A 21182-nucleotide genomic window follows, 5' to 3' on the forward strand; every position below is an offset into this window, starting at 1 on the left:
TCCTCAAAAGGACGGGATGACGGACCCGTCGTAGGTGTCCTCGATGAACTTCTTGACCTCGGCGGAGGTGAGGAGCTTGGCGAGCTTCTTCACGCGTGGGTCGTCCTCGTTGCCGTCCTTGACGGCGAGGAAGTTGCCGTACGGGTTGTCCGTGGCGGACTCCAGGACAAGGGCGTCGTCGGCGGGCGAGAGGTCGGCCTCGATGGCGTAGTTGCCGTTGACGACGGCCGCGTCCACGTCGTCCAGGGAGCGCGGGGTCTGGGCCGCCTCCAGCTCCTTGAACTTGAGGTTCTTCGGGTTCTTGGTGATGTCGGAGGGGGTCGCCTCGTTGCCCACGCCGTCCTTGAGGGTGATGATCCCGTTGGCGTCCAGGAGCTTCAGCGCCCGCGCCTCGTTCACGCTGTCGTTCGGGACGGCGACGGTCGCACCGCTCTTCAGGTCGTCGGCGCTCTTGACCTTGTTGGAGTAGAGGCCGAGCGGCTCCAGGTGGACCGTGACGACGGGCACGATGTGGGTGCCGTTCTTCTTGTTGAAGTCGTCGAGGTACGGCTGGTTCTGGAAGTAGTTGGCAGTCACCGAACCGTCTTCGGTCGCCGTGTTCGGCGTGACGTAGTCCGTGAACTCCTTGACCTCCAGGTCGAGGCCGGCCTTCTTCGCCAGGTTGTCCTTGACGTAGTTCAGGATCTCGGCGTGCGGCGTCGGGCTCGCGGCGACGACCAGCGGTCCGCTGGTGTCGGAGGAGGCGGAGCCGTTGTCCGAGCCGCAGGCGGTGAGCCCGAAGGTGAGGGCTCCGGCGGCGAGGACGGCGGTGGTTATTTTGGCGGTGTTACGCACGAAAAGTGCCTTTCCTGAGGGGTGGAGCGACCCCGCGATGGGTGTGCGGGGAGATCTGCGGTTGGTGTGTGCCCTACGAGGAGGCTTCCGAGGGAGACTTCACGCGACCTTGCCGACGTCGGCCGTCGCCGGCTCCTTGGCCTTCAGCAGGCGCAGCCTCGGCGCGGGACCGGACTGGCCGGCGCGGCGGTGCAGGAAGCGGGCGGCGTAGTCGCCGGCGAACTGGATGACGGAAATGACCACGGCGAGGATCGCCACGGTGATCCACATCAGCTCGGTCTCGAAGCGCTGGTAGCCGTACCGGATGGCGATGTCGCCGAGGCCGCCGGCGCCGACCGTTCCGGCCATCGCGGAGTAGCCGATGAGGGCGACGATCGTGGTGGTGGTGCTGGAGATCAACGACGGCAGGGACTCGGGTACGAGGACCTTCCGTACGACCGTCCAGGTGTTGCCGCCCATCGACTGCACGGCCTCGACGAGCCCGCCGTCCACTTCCCGGACGGCCGTCTCGACCAGGCGCGCGAAGAAGGGGATCGCGCCGATGGCGAGCGGCACGATGGCGGCCTCGCGGCCGATGGTGGTGCCGGTGATCGAGCGGGTGAAGCCCATCAACGCGACCATCAGGATGATGAACGGCATCGAGCGGGCGACGTTCACCACCTGCCCGATGACCTTGTTCGCGACGACGTTCTGGAGGAGTCCGCCCCGGTCGGTGAGGACGAGGAGGACGCCGAGCGGGAGCCCGCCGACGACGGCGATGACTGTGGACCAGCCGACCATGTAGAGGGTGTCCCAACAGGCCTGCTCCAGCAGGGGGTGCATTTCGGACCAGGTCACTTGGCACCTTCCTTCACCAGCAGGGGCTCCTCGTTCAGTACGTCGATGTGCAGGCCCTGTTCGCGCAGGAAGCCGATCGGCACGACGTTGTCCTCGTAGCGGCCGGGCAGTTCGATGCGCATCCGGCCGACCTGGAGGCCGCCGACGGTGTCGATGGCCGCGCCGAGGATCGATATGTCGATGTTGTAGGTGCGGGAGAGCTGGGAGATGACCGGCTGGGTCGCGGCCTCGCCCTGGAAGGTGACGTCGACGACGGTGCGGTCGGCGCCGGAGGCCTCGCCGCCCACCGGGAACAGCGCGGAGGCCAGCTCGGAGCCCGGGGTCGCGAGCAGTTCGCTGACCGTGCCGGACTCGACGATGCGACCCTTCTCCATCAGCGCGGCCGAGTCGCAGATCGACTTCACGACGTCCATCTCGTGGGTGATGAGCAGGACGGTCAGGCCCAGTTGCCGGTTCAGGTCGCGCAGCAGCTGGAGGATGGAGCGGGTGGTCTCGGGGTCGAGGGCGCTGGTCGCCTCGTCGGACAGCAGGACCTTGGGGTCGCCGGCCAGGGCGCGGGCGATGCCCACGCGCTGCTTCTGGCCTCCGGAGAGCTGGGCCGGGTAGGCCTTCGCCTTGTCGGTGAGACCGACGAGGTCGAGCAGCTCCAGGGCCTTGCGGGAGCGCTCCTGGCCGGACGTGCCGAGGATTTCGAGCGGCAGCTCGACGTTGTCCTGCACGGTCCGCGTCGACAGCAGGTTGAAGTGCTGGAAGACCATGCCGATACGGCCGCGCGCCCGGCGCAGCTCCCGGCCGGCGCGGGGTCCGCGCCCGGCGAGGGCGGTGAGGTCCTGCCCGGCGACGGTCACCGTCCCGGCGGTGGGGCGCTCCAGCAGGTTGACGCAGCGGATGAGCGAGGACTTGCCGGCGCCGGACTGGCCGATGACGCCGTACACCTCGCCTTCGCGGACGTGGAGATCGACGCCGTCCAGGGCGGTGACCTCACGGCCGCTGGTGCGGTAGACCTTGGTCAGGTCTGTGGTGGTGATCACGTGGGTTTCCGTCACTGTCGTGCGCAGGGCGTGGATGTGCCCTGGCGGGTGCATTCGGTCGGAACGCGACACGGTTCTCGTGCGGTGGCATAAGGAACCAGGGGAGAGAACATGTGCGCGGGGCGGCGTCAGTCACGTACGGGATTCAGCGCACGGACATGCCACGGCGGCTCGCTTCGGGGGCGCGAGGCTCAGGTGGTGCAGGGGCCCTCTAGAAGGCGCACATTCGACACATACAACGAGCACCGGGCGTCATGGTCGCCTCGGTCGCAAGGGTGCGGCTGCTCGTCGTGGTCATGCGATCAGTAAACCAGACCTACGGTCCTGACAAAAACGCCGCTGTCCGGATGCTGGACAGCGGCGGACGCCCGTCAGCCGCGGACGGAGATCTCGACTCCCCCGTCGCTGACCAGGGCGGACAAGGCCGACAGGTCCCGCACCACGAGGTCGGCGACCAGCTCGTGGGCCTGGTGCGTTGTGGTCAATGCCACGGTGGTCATTCCGGCGGCGCGGCCGGCCTGGAGACCGGCGGGGGCGTCCTCGAAGACGACGCAGTGGGCCGGGTCGACGCCGAGTTCGCGGGCCGCGAGCAGGTAGGGCTCGGGGTCGGGCTTGCCGCGCGTGATGTCGTCGGCGGCGATCAGCGTCTTGGGCAGGATGCCGACGGCGTCGAGGCGGGCCTCGGCCAGGCGCCGGGTGGCGGAGGTGACGACGGCCCAGCGGATGGGGGTCCCCCCCGCGCGAGCGAAGCCGAGCGTGGGGGAGGGCAGCGCGTCGAGGAAGTCCTTGGTGCCGGGCAGCAGCTGGACGCCGTCGTTGGGTACGTCGTCCACCTCCAGCTTCTCGATCCGCGCGACGGCCTCGGGGACGAGGTGCGCGGGCAGCAGGTCGGCGGCTATCTCGGCGGCCGGCCGCCCGTGCAGTTCGACGCGTGCGAAGTCCTCGACGGTGATCCCGTACTCCAGAGCCCACTGCGTCCAGCAGCGGTCCACGGAGGCGAGGGAGGAGACGAGAGTGCCGTCGTTGTCGAACAGGAGGGCTTGAGCATGGATCTTCATGCTGTCGACCCTACGGTGCATTCCGGGGTCGGCCGCCTCGGGTCTTTTGGCCCGTAATAGGGTCACGGCATGCTTGATGCCCTGACGCTCGTGACCGGCGTCGCCGCACTTCTGCTGGCCGCGTGGTGCGGCTGGGCCGCGTACCGAGATCAGCCGACCAAGGACTGGCACTTCATCGGGATGGCCGTGGTGTCCGTCCTGGCCCTCGTCCAGCTGGTGGTCGGGATCGTGCAGTTGGGGCGGGGCGAGAAGCCGGACCAGGGCACGACGATCTTCGTGGCCTATCTGCTGGGCGCGTTCGCGTGCGTCCCGGCGGCGGGGTTCATGTCGCTGGCCGAGCGGACGCGCTGGGGCTCGGTGACGGTTGCCTCCAGCGGTGTGGTGCTGGCGGTGCTCGAAGTGCGTCTCTATGACATCTGGGGAGGCTGAGGTGGCCGTGACGGAGGAGAAGCCCACGCGGCAGCGGCTGATCAGCGGGCCGGGGATGCTGCTGGTCTGGCTGTACGGCGTGATGGTCGTCGGGGCGGTGTCGCGCTCGGTGGTGCAGATCTCCACCGAGTTCGACCGGGCGCCGCTCGCGTACTCGCTGTCCGCGGTGGCGGGGCTCGTCTACGGGTTCATCACGTACTCGCTGGTGCGGGGTGGGGAGACGGCGCGTAAGGCGGCGTTGGTGTGTTGCGGGGCCGAGCTGGCGGGTGTGCTGACGGTCGGGACCTGGACGCTGGTGGACCCCTCGGCGTTCCCGGACGCGACCGTGTGGTCGGACTTCGGGATGGGGTATGTGTTCATCCCGGTGCTGTTGCCGTTGTCCGCGCTGTACTGGCTGCGGAAATCGCGTGCGCCGCACGGGGGTGCCGCCTGAGGTTTCCAGGCGGCCGCGGGCCCGTTGTGGCTGGTCGCGCCCACGCGGCGGAGCCGCAAATCGACACAGCCCCGCGCCCCGGCGCTACAGCTCACGCCGTTGTCGCGTACGCCCCGGCCATCTTTTCCAGGACGATCATCTCCACCCCGTCCGCCCCCTTCGACGTGCCCACCGTCTCGTAGCCCACCCTGCGGTACAGCCGCAGGTTGCCCTCGCTGCGGTAGCCCGTGTGGAGGCGGAACTTCTTGGCGCCGCGCTCCTCGGCCAGCGCCGACTCGGCCGCGCGCAGCAGCCTCGCTCCGATGCCGTGGCCCTGGAGGCGGGGGTGGACGCAGAGCTTGCCGATGGCGGCGGCGCCGTCCTCGGTCACCGCGCCGCGCACCGAGCCGACGACCTCCTCGCCCAGCCTGGCCACGAAGACGCAGTCCGCGACCACCTCCTCGCGGACGGAGTCCAGGCTCTGGACCAGCGGGTCGATGCGGTAGTTGCCGTACAGAGCGGCCTCGCTCTGGAAGCACAGGTACTGCAGCCTGAAGATCTGCTCCGCGTCCTGCTCGGTCGCCGCAGAGATGGTCACGCTCATGCCCATGTGCGCACGCCTCCCGCTCACCTGATCGCCTGTCGTCCCTCACTCCTATCCCCGCGCTCCGCGGGCCGCAACCTCCGGTGTGAGCAATCGGCGCAGACATCCCAGGCATCTGGAACGTTCCGGGCCAAGACTGCCCTGTGACATACCCAACTCCCCCGCGATTTCCCGGTATGTGAGGTCCCTGGGCGACAGGAGCGCCGCCATCAGACGGGGACAGCGGCCGGGGAGGCGGCGCACGGCGTCGTGCAGGGCGCGGCGGCGGGCCGAGGCGAGGGCGAGTTGTTCGGGGGTGCGGTCGCCGTCGTCGGCCGGCTCGGCGTCGTACGGTCGTTCGAGTCGGGTCGTGCGGCGGGTGCGGCGGGACTCGGAGCGGACGGCTCGGCGGAGCCAGCCGTGCGGGTCGAGGGGCGGGCCCTGGGTCTCCAGGTGCTCCAGGAGACGGAGCCAGACCGCCTGCTCCAGGTCGCCCGGTTCCGTACCGGTGGCATGCGCCTCGGCCGAGGCTTCGGCGGTGAGCAGGGGGCGCAGGGTGGTGACGAGGTCGTGCGTCATATGCAGGGCGACGCGGCCGCCCGGGCCGTGGGTTGCCCGGGCGGCCGACTGTCACCCCAATCGGGGCCGATGGCTCAGCTGTTGACGAAGTCCTCGCGGGCCAGCAGACCGGTGTCCGGCTGGTCGGTGAAGACGCCGTCGATGCCGGTGGCGAAGTACGCCTTGTATGCGCCGAAGACGTCGCCGTAGGCGTCCGCGTCCGCGCCCTTGCGGAAGTCGGCGGGCAGGAAGGGGTTCTCGTTGCGCAGGGTCCAGGGGTGCAGGACGAGGCCCACCTTGTGCGCGTCCTTGACGAGGGTGGTCGGCTGGGTGAGCCTGCCCGCGGCGTCCTTCGGGATGACCAGGTCGAGGGTCGGGCCGATGCCCTGCGCGTAGGAGGCGATCTCCCTGAGGCCGGCCGGCTTGACCAGGTCGGCGACCGTGCGCGGGTCACCGGTCTCGACGAAGTCCCAGGGTCGGGTGGCCGGGCCGGACAGGAGCACCACGAGCGGGTTGTCGACCAGCTTGTTCAGGCGCTGGATGCTGGTCGGCTCGAAGGACTGGATGATGACCGGCGACTTCCACTTGTCCCTGCCGTACTTGCGCAGCAGCTTGGCGACCCGCTCCTCGAGGCCCAGGCCCAGCTTGCGGAAGTAGGTGGGGTGCTTGAGCTCGGGGTAGATCCAGACCTGCTTGCCGCGCCTGCGGGTCTGCTCGTCCTGCCACTTCAGGACCTCTTCGAAGGTGGGGATCTCCCAGCGGCCGTTGTAGAGGGTGTTGTGCGGGCGGTTGGCCGGGATGCGTTCGATCGCGCGGAGCGTCTTGAGCTCGGCGAGCGTGAAGTCCTCGGTGAACCAGCCGGTGGTGGGGACGCCGTCGAGCACCTTGGTGGTCTTGCGGCCGGCGAACTCGGGGTGGTTCGCGACGTCGGTCGTGCCGCCGATCTCGGGCTCGTGGCGGCAGACGAGGTGGCCGTCCTTGGTGGGCACGAGGTCGCCGGCCTCGACGATGTCGGCGCCCAGGTCGAGGGCGAGCCGGTAGGCGCCGAGGGTGTGCTCGGGGCGGTAGCCGCTGGCACCCCGGTGACCGATGATCGTCGGCACGGGCAGGCTCTTCACCCCGCCGCTCCCGGGCCCGGCACCGGCGGCTCTCGCCGTACCGGACATCCCGAGGACCGCTCCCCCGGCACCGAGCACCGCCGCACCGAGAAGCGCCCGCCGCCCGGTCCCGCCCGCCTGCTCGTTCGACCCCTGCGATCCTTGCGTTCCCTGTGACCCGTGCGACCCCTGCGTTCCCATGAACGCCCTCCTGCCATCGGCTCGACCATGCGCGCCGATCGTAGGGTCGTGTCCGTGGCGGACGGGAGACCTGTGGCGGAACACGCGGGTGACACGGGATGTCGTACGGGAACAGATGTCTGACGCCCGGTCGGCTTCACGGCTGCGGCGCGGGGTACGCGACCTGTGTCACATCATTCCGTTCGGGTTACCGCCGGGCAACGCGGTGCCACCGCAGGTGAACGGGTGTCAACACTGCGTAAGACCTCGGTGAATCCGCCGTGCCCGATGTGCGCGACCCCCTGGGCCGCGAGTAATGTCCTCACCTGCACAGACTCATACAGATTCCCTCACCATTCTCTTGACACCGGAGGGCCCGTTGTCCCGCTTCGCGCTCATCAAGGCAGTGCTCGGACCGATCATGCGCCTGATGTTCCGCCCACGGGTGGAGGGTGCGGAGCACATCCCGGGCGACGGTCCGGTGATCCTGGCCGGGAACCACCTCACGTTCATCGACTCGATGATCATGCCGCTCTTCTGCGACCGGCAGGTCTTCTTCATCGGCAAGGACGAGTACGTCACCGGCAAGGGCGTCAAGGGCCGGCTGATGGCCTGGTTCTTCACGGGCTGCGGCATGATCCCGGTCGACCGGGACGGCGGCCGCGGCGGTGTCGCGGCGCTGATGACCGGCCGCCGGGTGCTGGAGGAGGGCAAGGTCTTCAGCATCTACCCGGAGGGCACGCGCTCCCCCGACGGCCGGCTCTACCGGGGCCGTACGGGCATCGCCCGGCTGGCCATGATGACCGGCGCGCCCGTCGTCCCGTTCGCCATCATCGGCACCGACAAGATCCAGCCCGGCGGCTCCGGCTTCCCGCGTCCCGGCCGCGTCACGGTCCGCTTCGGCGAGGCGATGGAGTTCTCCCGCTACGAGGGGATGGACCGCGACCGCTATGTCCTGCGGGCGGTGACCGACTCCGTGATGACCGAGGTCATGCGGCTGTCCGGGCAGGAGTACGTGGACATGTACGCCACCAAGGCGAAGGCCGCGTAAGCGGCTTCAGAGACTTCAGAGACTTCGGTACGGCTGTACGGCGGGCTGCTCCTCGGGCGGTCCGCCGTTCGCGTGCCCGTCCCCCGGCGCCGGGAACCACAGCACGAACGTCGAGCCCTCGCCGACCCTGGAGAACAGCCGGATCTGGCCGCCGTGCGACTCCACGATCTGCCGGACGATGGCGAGGCCGAGCCCGGCGTGCCGGTCGCGTCGGCCGCCGCCCGCCCTGGCCCGCCAGAACCGGTCGAAGACCCGGGCCTGGTCGTCGTCCAGGATGCCGGGCCCCTCGTCCCGTACGGCGGTCCACAGCCAGCTGCCCGAACGGCCCGCGGCCACGGTGATGCGGGTGCCGGGCGAGGACAGTCGTACGGCGTTCGAGAGCAGGTTGCCTACGGCCCGGCGCAAGGCGTCGTGGTCGCCGATGACGGTCAGGCCCGGGACGAGCCGGCGGTGCAGGGCGAGGCCCCGGTCGGCGGCGAGCGGGGCGAACTCCTCGCACGCCTCGCCCGCCGCGGCGGCCAGGTCGACGTCCGCGTCGGCGAGGGCGGGCGCGCTGCGGCGGGCCGTGGCCAGCAGGTCCTCCACCAGCCGGGTCATCCGGGTGGTCGCACGGTCGACGCTGCGGGCGGCCGTGCGGCGCTCCTCCTCGTCCGACTCCTCCGCGGTCAGTACGGCGTCCAGGTTGGCGCGGATGATCGCGAGCGGGCTGCGCAGCTCGTGCGAGGCGTCGTCGATGAGCTGGCGCTGGGCGCGGAACGCCTCGTCGAGCCGGTCCAGCATCGAGTCCACCGTGTCGGCGAGGTCGCGCAGCTCGTCCTTGGGGCCCTGCAGCTGGATGCGTTTCGACAGGTCGGTGGCCTGGATCTCGGCCGCCGTGCGGGAGATGGCGCGTACGGGGCGCAGGGCGCGGCCGGAGAGGATCCAGCCGAGGACGAGGCTGGTGGCGGCGAGGCCGCCGAGGACGGCGTAGGAGAAGCGGCGCAGGTTGGCGAGGGTCTCGTAGTTGACGGCCGCCTCGACTTCCTGGAGCTTCACGGCGTCGAACTCGCCCATGTAGACGCCGTTCACGTACTTCTCGGCGCGGAACTGCTTGCTGACCGGGTGGGCCTCGCCGCTGCGTTCCACGGCCACGTAGGTGGCGCCGAGGACGAGTGCGGTGAGGACGAACAGGAGGCCGGAGTAGAGGACGGTGAGGCGGAAGCGGATGGTGTGGGTGAAGGAGGGCAGGCGCGGGAGCCGCCTGAGGGGCGGGCGCGGGAACCTGAGATGCGGGCGCTTGAAGGAAGGGCGTTTCATGGCGTCTCCTTCAGCCGGTAGCCCTGCCGTATCACCGTCTCTATGAGGGGCTCGTCCTCTCCGGTGACCTTGCGGCGCAGGGAACCGACCGTGACGCGCACGGTGTTGGTGAAGGGGTCGGCGTGTTCGTCCCAGACGTGTTCGAGGAGTTCCTCGGCCGGTACGACGCGCCCGGGGCGGGTCATGAGGTAGTGCAGGACGCTGAACTCCTTCGGCGTGAGGTGGAGTCGGCGGGGGCCTCGGTAGGCCTCGAAACGGGCGGTGTCCAGGCGGAGTTCGCCGACCTCGACGACCGCCGTGCCGCCGTCCTCGCGGCGCAGCAGCGCCCTGATGCGGGCGAGGAGTTCGGGCAGCGCGAAGGGTTTGACGAGGTAGTCGTCGGCGCCCTCGTCGAGGCCGCGGACGCGGTCGGCGAGGCGGTCGCGGGCGGTGAGCATGAGGATGCGGGGGCCGCCGGGGCCTGGGGCCGCACGGATGGCGCGGCAGACGGTGAAGCCGTCGCCGTCGGGGAGGTTGAGGTCCAGCAGGACCAGGTCGTAGTCGTTGACGGCGAGTTTCTCGGTCGAGGTGTCGACATCCGGGGCGACGTCGACGGCGTAGCCCGCCCGCACCAGGCCGACCTTGAGCGCGACGACCAGGTCCTCCTCGTCCTCGACCACGAGCAGTCTCATGTCCGCCCCTCCTCAGCCCCCGTCGATGATCGTCTGTGCCGCCGTCGCCGCGTCCGCCACGGGGATGGCGAAGCCGATGCCGATGGAACCACCTCGTTGCTGGTCCAACGTCGCGATGGCGGTATTGATGCCGATGACCCGTCCCTCGGCGTCGACCAGCGGTCCGCCGGAGTTGCCGGGGTTGATCGACGCGTCGGTCTGCAGGGCGCGCTGCTGCCCGCCGCCGCCGCTGCCTTCGCCGAGCCGTACGGAGCGGTCCAGGGCGCTGACGATGCCCGAGGTGACAGTGCCGCTCAGGCCCAGCGGGGAACCGATGGCGAGGACCGTGTCTCCGACGCCGGGGCGGGCGCCGGTGGCGAGTTCGGCGGCCCTGAGGCCGCGTGACGTCTCCGGCTCCAGTACGGCCACGTCATGCGCGGGGTCGTCGCCGACCACCTCGGCACTCAGCCGGCGCCCGTCCTGCAGCTCGACGGTGACCTGCGAACTCCCCTCCACCACATGCGCGTTGGTGAGGATCCGGCCCCGCTCGTCGAAGACGAACCCGGACCCCTGCCCGTTCGCCGTGACGACGGAGACCACGCTGGGCAGCACCCGGTCGGCGACGGCCTGCAGCCCGCCGACCTCACGTGCGGTCACCGGGGCCGCCGGGGCGTCGTCCCCGAGGACGCCGGCGGCGTATCCGGCGGCGCCGCCCGCGAGTACGGCGGCGATGAGGGCCGTCGTGAGGGGACGGGGGGTGCGGTTGCGTGGGGGCCGCGCGGGGACGGGCGAGTGCAGGGACGGTGCCGGGGCTGGAGACGGCACCGGCGCGGGCCGGTCGGGGAGCGTGGGCCGCAGACCTGGCAGGAAGGACGGGCCACGCGGCGCACCGAGGCCGAGAGGGGCGTCGACGGGGGCGGCGCCCCGGTGGCCCGGCGCACCGTCCGCAGCACTCGGGTCGCCCTCGGAGGCGGTGACGTGACGCGAGGCGCCGTCCGAGGATCCCCCGGTCCGCTGCGGGCCGCCGCCGTCGGAGGAGGCCGGGGGCTTGCCGAGGCCAGGAGCAACCGGCGGGCCACCGGAGTACACGGGAGAGTGTGAAGCCGGCGGGCCACCGGAGCGTGCGGCATCGGGTGAACCCGACGGGCCGGCATGCGCGGCACCGGAAGAACCCGACGGGCCGGAGCCCGCCGCACCGGCATGCCCGGCACCCGAAGAACCCGGCGCACCGAAGCCCGCCGCATCAGGCGAACCCGACCCACCGGAGTGCGCAGCACCCGAAGAACCCGGTACACCGTCAGTGCGTTCGGATCCAGAAGAACCCGCCGCACCCAAGCCCGCCGCATCAGACGAACCCGACCCACCAGAGCGCGCAGCACCCGAAGAACCCGGTACACCGCCTGTGCGTTCGGCTCCCGAAGAACCCGACGCACCGAAATCCGCAGTACCGCCGGAGGAACCCCGCAAACCAGAGCCCCCGGCACCAGGAGGACCCGGCAGGCTCAAGCTCTCGGCTCCAGTCGGCGGGCCGGAGGGCGCGCTACCGGACGAACCCGGCACACCACAGCGCTCGGCCCCAGGAGAACCGAACCCCGGCGCACCGGAGCCCGCGCCACCCGGCGAATCCGCCACACCAAAGCGCTCAGCTCCAGGAGAACACGGTGAGCCTGAGGGCGTTCTGCCGGGAGAACCCGGCACGCCAAAGTGCTCGGCTTCGAAAGAACCCGGCGGGCCGGAGTGCGTGGGGTCTGTCACGGTGTGCCTCCTTCGTCGGTGGGCCGGGGACGGGTGTCGAGGTCGGTCATGGCAGGCGGGAGAACCACAGCAGCGAGGTCGCGGCGGCGATCAGGGCCGTGGTGAGGCCTGCTGCCACGAACCACTGCCAGATCTCGCGTTCCTCGGTGCGGTGGCCGACGGAGCTGCCGATGTCCTCGTAGACGGCCTGGAGTTCCTCGCCCGTGGCTGCCTCGTGGTAGTCGCCGCCCGTGCGGGAGGCGAGGTTCTCCAGGGCGGGGCCGTCGACGGGGACCTGGAGGAGGCGGCCGTCGCCGAGGTCGACGACGCCGTCCTCCGTGCCGTACGCGATCGTCGAGACGGGGATGCGCTCGGCGGCCGCCTCCGCCGCCGCGGACTCGACCGAGCGGCCCACCGTGTTGGAGCCGTCGGAGAGCAGCACGATGTGTGCGGGCGGCGGCTCGGTCTCGGCCTGTTTGTCGAGCGCCCGGATCGCGTTGCGGGCGGCGATGACGGCCTCGCCGATCGCCGTGCCCTGGCCGGTGGTGAGCTGTTCGATGGCCGAGCGCAGCACCGCGCGGTCGGTGGTCGGCGGCACCGCGACGGTGGCGGAGCCGCTGAAGGAGACGAGCCCGGTGTTGGACCGTTCGGGCAGCCGGTCGATGAAGGCGAGGGCGGCGCGCTGGGCGGCCACGAACCGGGTAGGTGAGACGTCGGTGGCCTCCATGGAACCGGAGGTGTCGAAGGCGACGACGATCGTCGCCCGTTCACGCAGTACCTGCACGTCGGCCGTGGGCCGGGCGAACCCCAGCACCAGCAGCGCGAGCGTGGCGCAGAAGGCCGCGGCCGGTATGTGCCGGCGTCGGCCCGGCCGGTGGGGCGCGACCTTGTCGAGCAGGTCGAGGTTGGTGAAACGGACGGCGTAGCGGCCGCGCCTGCGTTGCACCAGCAGATACGCGCCGATCAGACCGGCGAGCGGGATCAGGAGCAGCAGCCAGCCGGGGGAACGCAAACCCATGAAGTCACTCCCGTGTCATGCGGCGCCGCCTCCCGCACGGCGCCGCTGGTCCTCGACGTACCGGACGACGTCCCGCACCCAGTCCCGGTCCGTGCGGAGCCTGAGGTGCGCGGCGCCCGCACGGCGGATCGCCTGCTTGATCACGGCCCGCTGTTCCAGCGCGGCCTCCGCGTACCGCTCGCGCAACCGCCGTGCGTGCGTGGGGACTTCGCGTCGCCGTCCGGTCTCGGGGTCGACGACGGTGAGCAACCCGACGTCGGGCAGCTCCAGTTCCCGTGGGTCGACGGTCTCCACGGCCAGGACCTGGTGGCGGTGGGCCACCGTGCGCAGGGGCTGCTCCCAGCCGGTCTCCAGGAAGTCGGAGACGACGGCGACCAGGCCCCGCCCGGGCAGGGCGCGCAGTTCCCGGAGGGAGTCGGCGAGGGTGGAGTCGGCGGCCCCCGGTTCGACGCGCGGGCGGTCCAGGGCGGCGTGCAGGACGGTGAGCAGCTGCCGTCGGCCGGTGCGGGGCGGGATCCGCCGGATGCCGTGCGGCCCCGAGATCTGCGCGCCGAGCCGGTTTCCGGCCCGCTCGGTGAGGAACGCGACGGCCGCCGCCGCGCCCACCGCGAGGTCCCGCTTCTCCATCCGGGCGGTGCCGAAGTCCATGCTCGCGGAGGCGTCCAGGACGATCCAGATGGTCAGCTCGCGGTCGGCGAGGGTGAGGCGGACGTGCGGGACGGTGGTGCGGGCGGTGGCGTTCCAGTCCATCCGCCGGACGTCGTCGCCGATGACGTACGGCCGGGTCTCCGCGAGCTCGCTGCCCGGCCCCGGCATGAGGGCCGGATGGTCGCCCTGGAGGAGCCCGTCGGGGTGGCGGGTGAAGAGCAGTTCCAGGTGCTTCAGGGCCTGTTCGGGGGTGAGCTCGCGCAGGGTCGGGGTCATGCGACGGCCTCCTCGGTGTGTTTCTCGGCGGCGGCCTGGCGGGGACTGATCCGGGGCTGGTGGACCGCCGCGAGCACCTCGTCGACGATCTCGCCCGGGGTGACGCCGTCGGCGAGCGCGTCGAAGGACAGGACGAGACGGTGGGCGACGACCTCGTGCGCCAAGTCGCTCACGTCGTCGGGGAGTACGTAGCCCCGTCCGCGCAGCAGAGCCAGCGCGCGGGCCGCGGCGACCAGGCCGAGCGTGGCCCGCGGCCCGGCGCCGTGCGCCAGCCGGCTCTCCGGTCCGGCGAGTTCGCGGGTCGCGCAGACCAGTCGTACGGCGTACTCGGCGACCGCGTGGTGCACGAACACCTCGTCGGCCGTGCGCTGGAGGGCGACCAGCCGCTCGGGGGTGAGGACGCGGCGCGGGCGGGGCGGGTCGACGCTCATCCGGTAGAGGATGGCGAGTTCCTCGGACTCGGTGGGCGCGGCGACCTCCACCTTGAGCAGGAAGCGGTCGCGCTGGGCCTCGGGGAGCCGGTAGACGCCCTCGGACTCGATGGGGTTCTGGGTGGCGAGCACGAGGAACGGTTCGGGGACGGGGAGTGTGGTGCCGCCGATGGACACCTGGTGCTCGCCCATGACCTCCAGCAGCGCCGACTGCACCTTGGCGGGGGCGCGGTTGATCTCGTCGGCGAGGACGACGTTCGCGATGACCGGCCCGGGTTCGATGTCGAACGCCTCTTGGGAGGGCCGGTAGATGCGGGTGCCGGTGATGTCGGAGGGGACGAGGTCGGGGGTGAACTGGAGGCGGGCGAAGTGACCGCCCACCACGTGTGCGAGGGTCTTCGCGCCGAGCGTCTTGGCGACGCCGGGTACGCCCTCCAGGAGGCAGTGGCCGCGGGCCAGGATCGCGGTGAACAGGCGTTCCACCATGCGGTCCTGGCCGACGATGACGCGTTTCACCTCGAAGAGGGCGTCTTCGAGGAGCTGGTCGTCGGGGGCGGTCACAGCTGGGAGGCGGGGTTGTTCGTGCCGGTGGCTTTCTCGGGGCAGTCGTGGTCGCCCTCTTCTACGACGAACCTCACCTGGTCGCGGGGGGACTCGTCCGCGTCGGCGGCCAGTGCGACGCCGCCACCGGTCAGTCCGGCGGCGGCCAGCACGGACGCGGTGACGATCATTGTGCGCGTACGACGTGTCATGGTCGTTGGCTCCTTCGGCCGTGGGGGACGACGTCGGGTACGGAGCCAAGACCATCAGGTGAGGGCGAAAACGAGCTTAAAGGTCGAATGAAGGGGCTGGCTGAGGACGGGGAGCGAGTGCGGGTCGGGGGGCCTGATCGCGCAGTTCCCCGCGCCCCTGGGCGGCGCTGTCCAACCGTTGGCCTCGGAGCAGGAACCAAGCCGCTGCCGCCGCAGCGAGCAGCACTGCCGCCCCCACACCCGCTGCCAGCGCAAGTCCGTCCACGAAGGAGCCCCGCGCCGCGTCCAACATCGCCTCCGACGTATGCGCCGGCAAGCCCGCCGACGCCTCCACCGCCCCGCCCAGCGACTCGTGCGCCTCCGCCGGTGTACCCGCCGGGCCCTTGAAGTCGCGGTAGACGCCCGTCACGATCGAGCCGAGTACGGCGATGCCGAGGGCCGCGCCGAGTTCGTACGCCGTTTCGGACACCGCGGATGCCGCGCCCGCCTGTTCCTTGGGTACGGAGCCCAGGATGACGTCGGCGGTGACGGTGAAGGAGAAGCCGGCTCCGATGCCGACGAACAGCAGCGCGGTGCCGAGGAACGGGTAGCCGGTGGACTGGTCGATCACGGTGAGCGCGGCCAGTGCGAGGCCTACGGACGCGAGGCCTACGGAGACGACGGACCGGACCGAGAAGCGCCGGGCCATCGAGCCGGCGATCAGACCGGCCACCACCGCGCCCACGGCGGCGGGCAGTTCGGCCAGGCCCGCTTCCAACGGCCGCCTGCCCTGGACGAGTTGCAGATACTGGGAGAGGAAGAAGACGAGCCCGGACAGACCGAGGATGGTCAGCAGGTCGGCGAGGACCGCTCCACTGAAGCCGCGGTGACGGAACAGTCGCATGTCCAACAGGGGTGTAGGCAGGGTGAGTTGGCGGCGTACGAAGCCGTACAGCGCGCCCGCGCCCAGCAGGCCCGAGGCGAGTGTCTCCCACGTGATGCCGTGGGTGGCGGCCTCCTTGACGGCGTACACCACACCGATCATGCCGACCAGCGACAGCACGACACTGATCATGTCCCACGGGCCGGGACGCGGATTCCGCGACTCGGGCAGCAGCTTGATGCCGACGAGGACCAGGACCGCCATCACGGGCAGGTTGATCAGGAAGACCGAGCCCCACCAGAAGTGTTCGAGCAGAAACCCACCGACGATGGGCCCGACCGCGGTACCCGCGGAGGCTGTCGCGCCCCAGATGCCGACGGCGAGGCTGCGTTCGCGCGGGTCGTGGAAGAGGTTGCGGATCAGGGCGAGCGTGGCGGGCATGAGGGTCGCGCCGGCGACGCCGAGCAACGCCCGGGCAGCGATCATCATCTCGGGTGTCGTGGCATAGGCGTTGAGGACGGAGACCGCGCCGAAGGCGGTGGCACCGATGAGCAGGATCCGCTTGCGGCCGATGCGGTCGCCGAGGCTGCCCATGGAGACGAGCAGACCGGCGATGACGAAGGAGTAGACGTCACCGATCCACAGGAGCTGGGTGCCGGAGGGCTGCAGATCCTCGCTGATGTAGGGGGTCGCCAGGCCGAGGACGGTCGCGTCCACGGTCACCAGCAGCACGGCGAGCACGAGGACGGACAGCGCGAGCCAACGGCCGGGGCGCTTCACCGCCTCGGTCAGGGTCGCCGGCTGCAGGGTGCTGGTCATGATTCCTCTCTCCGTAGTGAGCCGCCGAGCAGCAGCTCGGTGATCATGTAGGTGAAGTCCTTGGAAGCGACCCTCCCCTCCGACACGGCCCAGGCGCCGGAGGCCATCAGGCCGTAGAGCGCCTCGGTGAGCCAGGCCGGGGTCAGGTCGATGCGGAACTCGCCGGTGGCCTGGCCGCGGCGGAACAGCGCGGCGATCCGGGCGTCCAGGCGGGCCCAGCCCTCGTTCTGCTCCTCGCCCTCGAACAGTTGGTTCTCGGTGTAGAGGAAGGCGAGCAGTCCGGCGGCGGGTTCGAGTTCCTTCACGAACCTGCGCAGCGCCTCCTGGGCCGGGCCGTCGTCGAGCCGTGCGGCGTCCGCTGACGCCTCGCACTCCGCGATGCCGAGTGCCTCCAGCGCCCGGACCAGCGCGTCACGCCCGGCGAACTGGCGGTGCAGGGTGGCCCGGCTGATCCCGGCCGCCTTCGCGACCTCGTCCATGGTCGCGGTGGATTTGCGGGTCAGCAGGGCTGCGGCGCTGCGCAGTACGAGGTCACGATCGACGGCCATGAGACAACCATAGCCCACATGAGACATTCTTGTCTCATGACGGGCATGGACGTCTCACCCGCCTGTGCCCGTCAGGGACTTCTCAGTGCCAGGGCAGCTGCCCGCGCTTCTCCCAGTACGCCCGCGGCTCCTCGACCAGTGCGGCCAGCCGGCTCAGCTGGTCCTCGTCGAGGTCCACGACCGCCGCGTGCAGGTTCGAGGAGAGCTGGGTGACGGTCGCGGCGCCGGAGAGGACGACACCGGCCCACGGCTGGCGCAGGACGAGGGCGAGGGCGACCGCGTCGCAGCCCAGAGACGTTTCCTCGGCCACGGCCTTCAACGCGTCCGGTGCGTGTGGCTCCGCGAGGCGCCCGTTGGCCATCGCCTCCTTGACGATGACCGTGAGTCCGGCCTCGCGTGCCTCGGCGAGCGCGGGGGCGGCCGAGGTCTCCAGGGCGTTGTACGTCGACTGGACGGTACGGAAGAGGGGCTCGCCGTCGACGGTCACGGCGAGCGCGGCCCGGATCGCGTCGGCCTGGGCGGGGCCGCTGGTGGAGAAGCCGACCGTGAGGCCCCGCGCGGCGGCTTCCGCCAGTTTCGCGTGGAGTTCCTTGTCGGTGAGGGCCGGACTGTCCGGGGTCACCGAGTGGATCTGGTAGAGGTCGAGCCGGTCGCCGAGCAGTTCGTCGCTCTCGGCGCGCTGCCTCTCGTAGGTGGCGAGCGTGTGGTCCTTGACCTCGTGCCGGTCGGCGTCGGTGCTCCAGGCCGCGGTGTAGGTGTAGCCCCACTTGCTGCCGACGACGATGTCGTCGATGTCGGGGCGGGCGTTCAGCCAGTCGGCGAGGAACTCCTCGGAACGGCCGTAGGAACGGGCCGCGTCGAAGTAACGGACACCCTGGGCGTAGGCGGCGTCGAGGAGTTCGTGGGTGCGGGTGCGCAGCGTCTCGACACTGCGGTTCTCGCCGAGGTCGTGGTCTCGGCCGAGGTTGATGTAGCCGGGGCGGCCGACGGCTGCGAGGCCGAGCCCGAGGTGGCAGGTGGGGGTTGTTGCTGTGGCCAGTCGGGCGAAGGGCATCGCGGGCTCCGTTGGTCGGCTCCGGTACGGCTTGAGACCAACGTAACCCGCGATGCCCTTCTCGTGATCGCCGTTGAGCTCGGGGCCTGCGGTGGATGGGCGAGTGCCGGTCGTTCGTGGCTTGTCGCGCCCGCGCGGCGGAGCCGCAGATCGATACAGCCCCGCGCCCCTGAGGGGCGCTTCCCTTACCGCTTCTCCTTGGCGGTGGCCCACGCGTGCTGCGCCGCCACGTCCGCCTTGACCTCCGCGAGCTGGACGGCGACCGCGCTGGGCGCCGTACCGCCGCGGCCGTTGCGGGAGGCGAGGGCGCCGGGCACGTTGAGGACGGAGCGCACCTCGGGGGTCAGGTGGGCGGAGATCTTCGCGAACTGCTCGTCGGTGAGACCGTCCAGCTCGATGCCGTCGGCCTCGGCGGCCTTCACGCACTCACCCGCGACCTCGTGCGCGACCCGGAACGGCACGCCCTGCTTGACCAGCCACTCGGCGATGTCGGTGGCGAGCGAGAAGCCGGCCGGGGCCAGTTCCTCCATGCGTTCGCGGTGGACGGTGAGGGTGGCGATCATGCCGGTGAAGGCGGGGAGCAGGACCTCCAGCTGGTCGCAGGAGTCGAAGACCGGCTCCTTGTCCTCCTGGAGGTCGCGGTTGTACGCGAGCGGGAGGGCCTTGAGCGTCGCCATCAGGCCGGTCAGGTTGCCGATCAGGCGGCCGCTCTTGCCGCGCGCCAGCTCCGCGATGTCCGGGTTCTTCTTCTGCGGCATGATCGACGAGCCCGTGGAGAACGCGTCGTGCAGCGTCACGAAGGAGAACTCCTTCGTGTTCCAGAGGATGATCTCCTCGGCGATCCGGGAGAGGTTGATCCCGATCATCGCGGTGATGAAGGCGAACTCGGCGACGAAGTCGCGGGAGGCGGTGCCGTCGATGGAGTTGCCGACGCTGCCGTGCTCGAAGCCCAGATCGCGAGCGACCGCCTCCGGGTCCAGGCCGAGGGAGGAGCCGGCGAGGGCGCCCGAGCCGTACGGCGACACGGCCGTCCGCTCGTCCCACTGGCGCAGGCGTTCGGCGTCCCGGGACAGGGGCTGGACGTGCGCGAGGACGTGGTGGGCGAAGAGCACCGGCTGGGCGTGCTGGAGGTGGGTGCGGCCGGGCATCGCCACGTCCGGGTGGGCCTCCGCGAGGCCGATCAGGGCGTCCTGGAGTTCGGCGATCAGGCCGCCGATGATCCGGGCGTGGTCGCGCAGGTACATCCGGAAGAGAGTGGCGACCTGGTCGTTGCGGGAGCGGCCGGCGCGGAGCTTGCCGCCGAGGTCGGGGCCGATACGCTCCAGGAGACCGCGCTCCAGGGCGGTGTGGACGTCCTCGTCGGCGATGGTGCCGACGAGCTCGCCCGATGCCACGTCCGTCTCGAGCTGGTCGAGGCCCGCGAGCATCCGGGTCAGCTCGTCCTCCGTGAGCAGCCCCGCCTTGTGCAGCACGCGCGCGTGGGCACGCGAACCGGCGATGTCGTAGGGCGCGAGCCGCCAGTCGAAGTGGACGGACGCGGACAGCTTCGCCAGGGCCTCGGCGGGACCGTCGGCGAAACGGCCGCCCCAGAGCCGTACGTCACCGCTGTTGCTGCTCACTTGCGTTGCTCCTCAAAGGCAGGTCGTGTCAAGAAAGGCAGGTCGTGTCAAGGCATGGTCGTGGATGTGCCACCGCCTCCCTGCCGACCGGCGGTCAGGGAGGCGGCATTCACGCTACTGCTTGCGCAGGGTCCGTACTGCCTACGCCAGGTCCCGCTGCGCGGCGATCTTCGACGACAGGCTGTAGATGTCGATGAAGCCCTTGGCCGCGGCCTGGTCGAAGGTGTCGCCCGTGTCGTACGTCGCCAGGTTGAAGTCGTACAGCGACGACTGGGAACGCCGGCCGGTGACAACCGCGCGGCCGCCGTGCAGGGTCATCCGGATGTCACCGCTGACGTGCTGGTTGGCCTCGTTGATGAAGCCGTCCAGGGCGCGCTTGAGCGGGGAGAACCACTGGCCGTCGTAGACCAGTTCGCCCCAGCGCTGCTCGACCTGCCGCTTGTAGCGGGCCAGTTCGCGCTCGACGGTGACGTTCTCCAGTTCCTGGTGGGCGGTGATCAGGGCGATCGCGCCCGGAGCCTCGTACACCTCACGGGACTTGATGCCGACCAGCCGGTCCTCGACCATGTCGATCCGGCCGATGCCCTGGGCTCCGGCGCGCTCGTTGAGCTGCTGGATGGCCTGGAGCACCGAGACGGGCTTGCCGTCGATGGCGACCGGGACACCCTCCTTGAAGGTGATGATCACCTCGTCGGCCTCGCGGGGCTCGGCCGGGTTCGAGGTGTACTCGTAGATGTCCTCGATCGGCGCGTTCCAGATGTCCTCCAGGAAGCCCGTCTCGACCGCGCGCCCGAAGACGTTCTGGTCGATGGAGTACGGGGACTTCTTGCTGGTGGCGATCGGGAGCTGCTTCTCCTCGCAGAACGCGATGGCCTTGTCGCGGGTCATCGCGTAGTCGCGGACCGGGGCGATGCACTGGAGGTCGGGGGCGAGGGCGACGATGCCGGCCTCGAAGCGGACCTGGTCGTTGCCCTTGCCGGTGCAGCCGTGGGCGACGGTGGTGGCGCCGTGCTTCTTGGCGGCGGCGACGAGGTGCTTGACGATCGTCGGCCGGGAGAGCGCGGAGACCAGTGGATAGCGGTCCATGTAGAGGGCGTTGGCCTTGATCGCCGGGAGGCAGTACTCCTCGGCGAACTCGTCCTTGGCGTCCGCGACCTCGGCCTCGACCGCGCCGCACGCGAGGGCGCGCTTGCGGATGACGTCCAGGTCCTCGCCGCCCTGACCGACGTCGACCGCGACGGCGATGACCTCGGCGCCCGTCTCCTCGGCGATCCAGCCGATGGCGACGGAGGTGTCCAGACCGCCCGAGTAGGCGAGTACGACGCGCTCGGTCATCGGGTTCTCCTCACAGTGCTTCGCTGACATGCATGAGTATGCAGGAGTCTGCATGATTCGTCAATCTCAC

22 protein-coding genes are annotated in these 21182 nt (G+C 70.6%); 3 read left to right on the plus strand and 19 right to left on the minus strand.

Annotated elements, in window-relative coordinates:
* Positions 1–3 precede the first annotated feature (3 nt).
* The 4 genes from QFZ76_RS10890 to QFZ76_RS10905 all read right to left on the minus strand — a co-directional run bounded on the left by QFZ76_RS10890 (position 4) and on the right by QFZ76_RS10905 (position 3760).
* Entirely contained in the window at positions 4–834 is an 831-nt protein-coding gene (locus tag QFZ76_RS10890) for a MetQ/NlpA family ABC transporter substrate-binding protein (RefSeq protein ID WP_307673524.1), read from the minus strand.
* Positions 835–933: 99 nt separating this feature from the next.
* On the minus strand, positions 934–1671 hold the full coding sequence (locus QFZ76_RS10895) for a methionine ABC transporter permease (protein WP_307673525.1): 738 nt from the start codon (positions 1669–1671) through the stop codon (positions 934–936).
* The gene (locus QFZ76_RS10900; protein WP_307673526.1) at positions 1668–2756 is read right to left on the minus strand and encodes a methionine ABC transporter ATP-binding protein; all 1089 of its coding nucleotides are present in this window, start codon (positions 2754–2756) and stop codon (positions 1668–1670) included. The genes QFZ76_RS10895 and QFZ76_RS10900 overlap by 4 nt, the downstream gene beginning before the upstream one ends.
* A gap of 317 nt (positions 2757–3073) precedes the next feature.
* Positions 3074–3760, minus strand: a complete 687-nt coding sequence (locus QFZ76_RS10905) for an HAD family hydrolase (RefSeq protein WP_307673527.1) — start codon at positions 3758–3760, stop codon at positions 3074–3076.
* Between the two features lie 69 nt (positions 3761–3829).
* On the opposite strand from QFZ76_RS10905, the gene QFZ76_RS10910 reads away from it, so the two are divergent.
* Both QFZ76_RS10910 and QFZ76_RS10915 read left to right on the plus strand, forming a co-directional pair.
* The gene (locus tag QFZ76_RS10910) at positions 3830–4189 is read left to right on the plus strand and encodes a hypothetical protein (RefSeq protein ID WP_307673528.1); all 360 of its coding nucleotides are present in this window, start codon (positions 3830–3832) and stop codon (positions 4187–4189) included.
* Positions 4170–4622: a hypothetical protein gene (locus QFZ76_RS10915; protein ID WP_307673529.1), complete on the plus strand. Its 453-nt coding sequence runs from the start codon at positions 4170–4172 to the stop codon at positions 4620–4622. Before QFZ76_RS10910 ends, QFZ76_RS10915 begins: the two co-directional genes overlap by 20 nt.
* Positions 4623–4713: 91 nt before the next feature.
* Here QFZ76_RS10915 and QFZ76_RS10920 read toward each other — a convergent pair whose 3' ends face one another.
* From QFZ76_RS10920 to QFZ76_RS10930, 3 genes are all read right to left on the minus strand, one after another.
* A complete protein-coding gene (locus tag QFZ76_RS10920; RefSeq protein WP_307673530.1) occupies positions 4714–5211 on the minus strand; it encodes a GNAT family N-acetyltransferase in 498 nt (165 codons plus the stop codon).
* A 45-nt stretch (positions 5212–5256) separates the two neighbouring features.
* A complete protein-coding gene (locus tag QFZ76_RS10925) occupies positions 5257–5763 on the minus strand; it encodes a sigma-70 family RNA polymerase sigma factor (protein WP_307673531.1) in 507 nt (168 codons plus the stop codon).
* A 74-nt stretch (positions 5764–5837) separates the two neighbouring features.
* Positions 5838–7040, minus strand: coding sequence for a glycerophosphodiester phosphodiesterase (locus tag QFZ76_RS10930; RefSeq protein WP_307673532.1), 1203 nt, complete (start codon positions 7038–7040; stop codon positions 5838–5840).
* Between the two features lie 409 nt (positions 7041–7449).
* On the opposite strand from QFZ76_RS10930, the gene QFZ76_RS10935 reads away from it, so the two are divergent.
* Positions 7450–8070: a lysophospholipid acyltransferase family protein gene (locus QFZ76_RS10935; protein WP_373464282.1), complete on the plus strand. Its 621-nt coding sequence runs from the start codon at positions 7450–7452 to the stop codon at positions 8068–8070.
* Between the two features lie 15 nt (positions 8071–8085).
* Here QFZ76_RS10935 and QFZ76_RS10940 read toward each other — a convergent pair whose 3' ends face one another.
* From QFZ76_RS10940 to QFZ76_RS10995, 12 genes are all read right to left on the minus strand, one after another.
* Entirely contained in the window at positions 8086–9366 is a 1281-nt protein-coding gene (locus QFZ76_RS10940) for a cell wall metabolism sensor histidine kinase WalK (protein WP_307673534.1), read from the minus strand.
* Positions 9363–10037: a response regulator transcription factor gene (locus QFZ76_RS10945; RefSeq protein WP_307673535.1), complete on the minus strand. Its 675-nt coding sequence runs from the start codon at positions 10035–10037 to the stop codon at positions 9363–9365. The genes QFZ76_RS10940 and QFZ76_RS10945 overlap by 4 nt, the downstream gene beginning before the upstream one ends.
* A gap of 12 nt (positions 10038–10049) precedes the next feature.
* Positions 10050–11105: a S1C family serine protease gene (locus QFZ76_RS10950; RefSeq protein WP_307673536.1), complete on the minus strand. Its 1056-nt coding sequence runs from the start codon at positions 11103–11105 to the stop codon at positions 10050–10052.
* 712 nt (positions 11106–11817) lie between these two features.
* Entirely contained in the window at positions 11818–12768 is a 951-nt protein-coding gene (locus tag QFZ76_RS10955; protein WP_307673537.1) for a VWA domain-containing protein, read from the minus strand.
* Between the two features lie 15 nt (positions 12769–12783).
* Entirely contained in the window at positions 12784–13692 is a 909-nt protein-coding gene (locus tag QFZ76_RS10960) for a DUF58 domain-containing protein (protein WP_307673538.1), read from the minus strand.
* On the minus strand, positions 13689–14684 hold the full coding sequence (locus tag QFZ76_RS10965) for a MoxR family ATPase (RefSeq protein WP_307673539.1): 996 nt from the start codon (positions 14682–14684) through the stop codon (positions 13689–13691). Before QFZ76_RS10965 ends, QFZ76_RS10960 begins: the two co-directional genes overlap by 4 nt.
* Positions 14681–14875 (minus strand): hypothetical protein, encoded by a 195-nt coding sequence (locus QFZ76_RS10970; RefSeq protein ID WP_307673540.1) that lies wholly within the window; start codon positions 14873–14875, stop codon positions 14681–14683. Before QFZ76_RS10970 ends, QFZ76_RS10965 begins: the two co-directional genes overlap by 4 nt.
* A 76-nt stretch (positions 14876–14951) precedes the next feature.
* Positions 14952–16556 (minus strand): MFS transporter, encoded by a 1605-nt coding sequence (locus QFZ76_RS10975; protein WP_307673541.1) that lies wholly within the window; start codon positions 16554–16556, stop codon positions 14952–14954.
* On the minus strand, positions 16553–17104 hold the full coding sequence (locus QFZ76_RS10980) for a TetR/AcrR family transcriptional regulator (RefSeq protein WP_307673542.1): 552 nt from the start codon (positions 17102–17104) through the stop codon (positions 16553–16555). The genes QFZ76_RS10975 and QFZ76_RS10980 overlap by 4 nt, the downstream gene beginning before the upstream one ends.
* 82 nt (positions 17105–17186) lie before the next feature.
* Positions 17187–18158: an aldo/keto reductase gene (locus QFZ76_RS10985; RefSeq protein ID WP_307673543.1), complete on the minus strand. Its 972-nt coding sequence runs from the start codon at positions 18156–18158 to the stop codon at positions 17187–17189.
* Positions 18159–18343: 185 nt separating this feature from the next.
* A complete protein-coding gene (gene argH, locus QFZ76_RS10990) occupies positions 18344–19777 on the minus strand; it encodes an argininosuccinate lyase (RefSeq protein ID WP_307673544.1) in 1434 nt (477 codons plus the stop codon).
* Between the two features lie 141 nt (positions 19778–19918).
* Complete coding sequence (locus tag QFZ76_RS10995; RefSeq protein WP_307673545.1) at positions 19919–21112, minus strand: argininosuccinate synthase; 1194 nt, start codon at positions 21110–21112, stop codon at positions 19919–19921.
* Between the last annotated feature and the right edge of the window lie 70 nt (positions 21113–21182).

Origin of the sequence: Streptomyces sp. V4I2 (genome assembly GCF_030817655.1) — a bacterium.
Taxonomy (GTDB): domain Bacteria; phylum Actinomycetota; class Actinomycetes; order Streptomycetales; family Streptomycetaceae; genus Streptomyces; species Streptomyces plumbiresistens.

Coding starts and splice junctions, on each gene's coding strand:
- QFZ76_RS10900 (WP_307673526.1), bottom strand. CDS start 2,756: ATGCACCCGCCAGGGCACATCCACGCCCTGCGCACGACAGTGACGGAA.
- QFZ76_RS10905 (WP_307673527.1), bottom strand. CDS start 3,760: ATGAAGATCCATGCTCAAGCCCTCCTGTTCGACAACGACGGCACTCTC.
- QFZ76_RS10910 (WP_307673528.1), top strand. CDS start 3,830: ATGCTTGATGCCCTGACGCTCGTGACCGGCGTCGCCGCACTTCTGCTG.
- QFZ76_RS10915 (WP_307673529.1), top strand. CDS start 4,170: ATGACATCTGGGGAGGCTGAGGTGGCCGTGACGGAGGAGAAGCCCACG.
- QFZ76_RS10920 (WP_307673530.1), bottom strand. CDS start 5,211: ATGGGCATGAGCGTGACCATCTCTGCGGCGACCGAGCAGGACGCGGAG.
- QFZ76_RS10925 (WP_307673531.1), bottom strand. CDS start 5,763: ATGACGCACGACCTCGTCACCACCCTGCGCCCCCTGCTCACCGCCGAA.
- QFZ76_RS10930 (WP_307673532.1), bottom strand. CDS start 7,040: ATGGGAACGCAGGGGTCGCACGGGTCACAGGGAACGCAAGGATCGCAG.
- QFZ76_RS10935 (WP_373464282.1), top strand. CDS start 7,450: ATGTTCCGCCCACGGGTGGAGGGTGCGGAGCACATCCCGGGCGACGGT.
- QFZ76_RS10940 (WP_307673534.1), bottom strand. CDS start 9,366: ATGAAACGCCCTTCCTTCAAGCGCCCGCATCTCAGGTTCCCGCGCCCG.
- QFZ76_RS10945 (WP_307673535.1), bottom strand. CDS start 10,037: ATGAGACTGCTCGTGGTCGAGGACGAGGAGGACCTGGTCGTCGCGCTC.
- QFZ76_RS10955 (WP_307673537.1), bottom strand. CDS start 12,768: ATGGGTTTGCGTTCCCCCGGCTGGCTGCTGCTCCTGATCCCGCTCGCC.
- QFZ76_RS10960 (WP_307673538.1), bottom strand. CDS start 13,692: ATGACCCCGACCCTGCGCGAGCTCACCCCCGAACAGGCCCTGAAGCAC.
- QFZ76_RS10970 (WP_307673540.1), bottom strand. CDS start 14,875: ATGACACGTCGTACGCGCACAATGATCGTCACCGCGTCCGTGCTGGCC.
- QFZ76_RS10975 (WP_307673541.1), bottom strand. CDS start 16,556: ATGACCAGCACCCTGCAGCCGGCGACCCTGACCGAGGCGGTGAAGCGC.
- QFZ76_RS10980 (WP_307673542.1), bottom strand. CDS start 17,104: ATGGCCGTCGATCGTGACCTCGTACTGCGCAGCGCCGCAGCCCTGCTG.
- QFZ76_RS10985 (WP_307673543.1), bottom strand. CDS start 18,158: ATGCCCTTCGCCCGACTGGCCACAGCAACAACCCCCACCTGCCACCTC.
- QFZ76_RS10995 (WP_307673545.1), bottom strand. CDS start 21,112: ATGACCGAGCGCGTCGTACTCGCCTACTCGGGCGGTCTGGACACCTCC.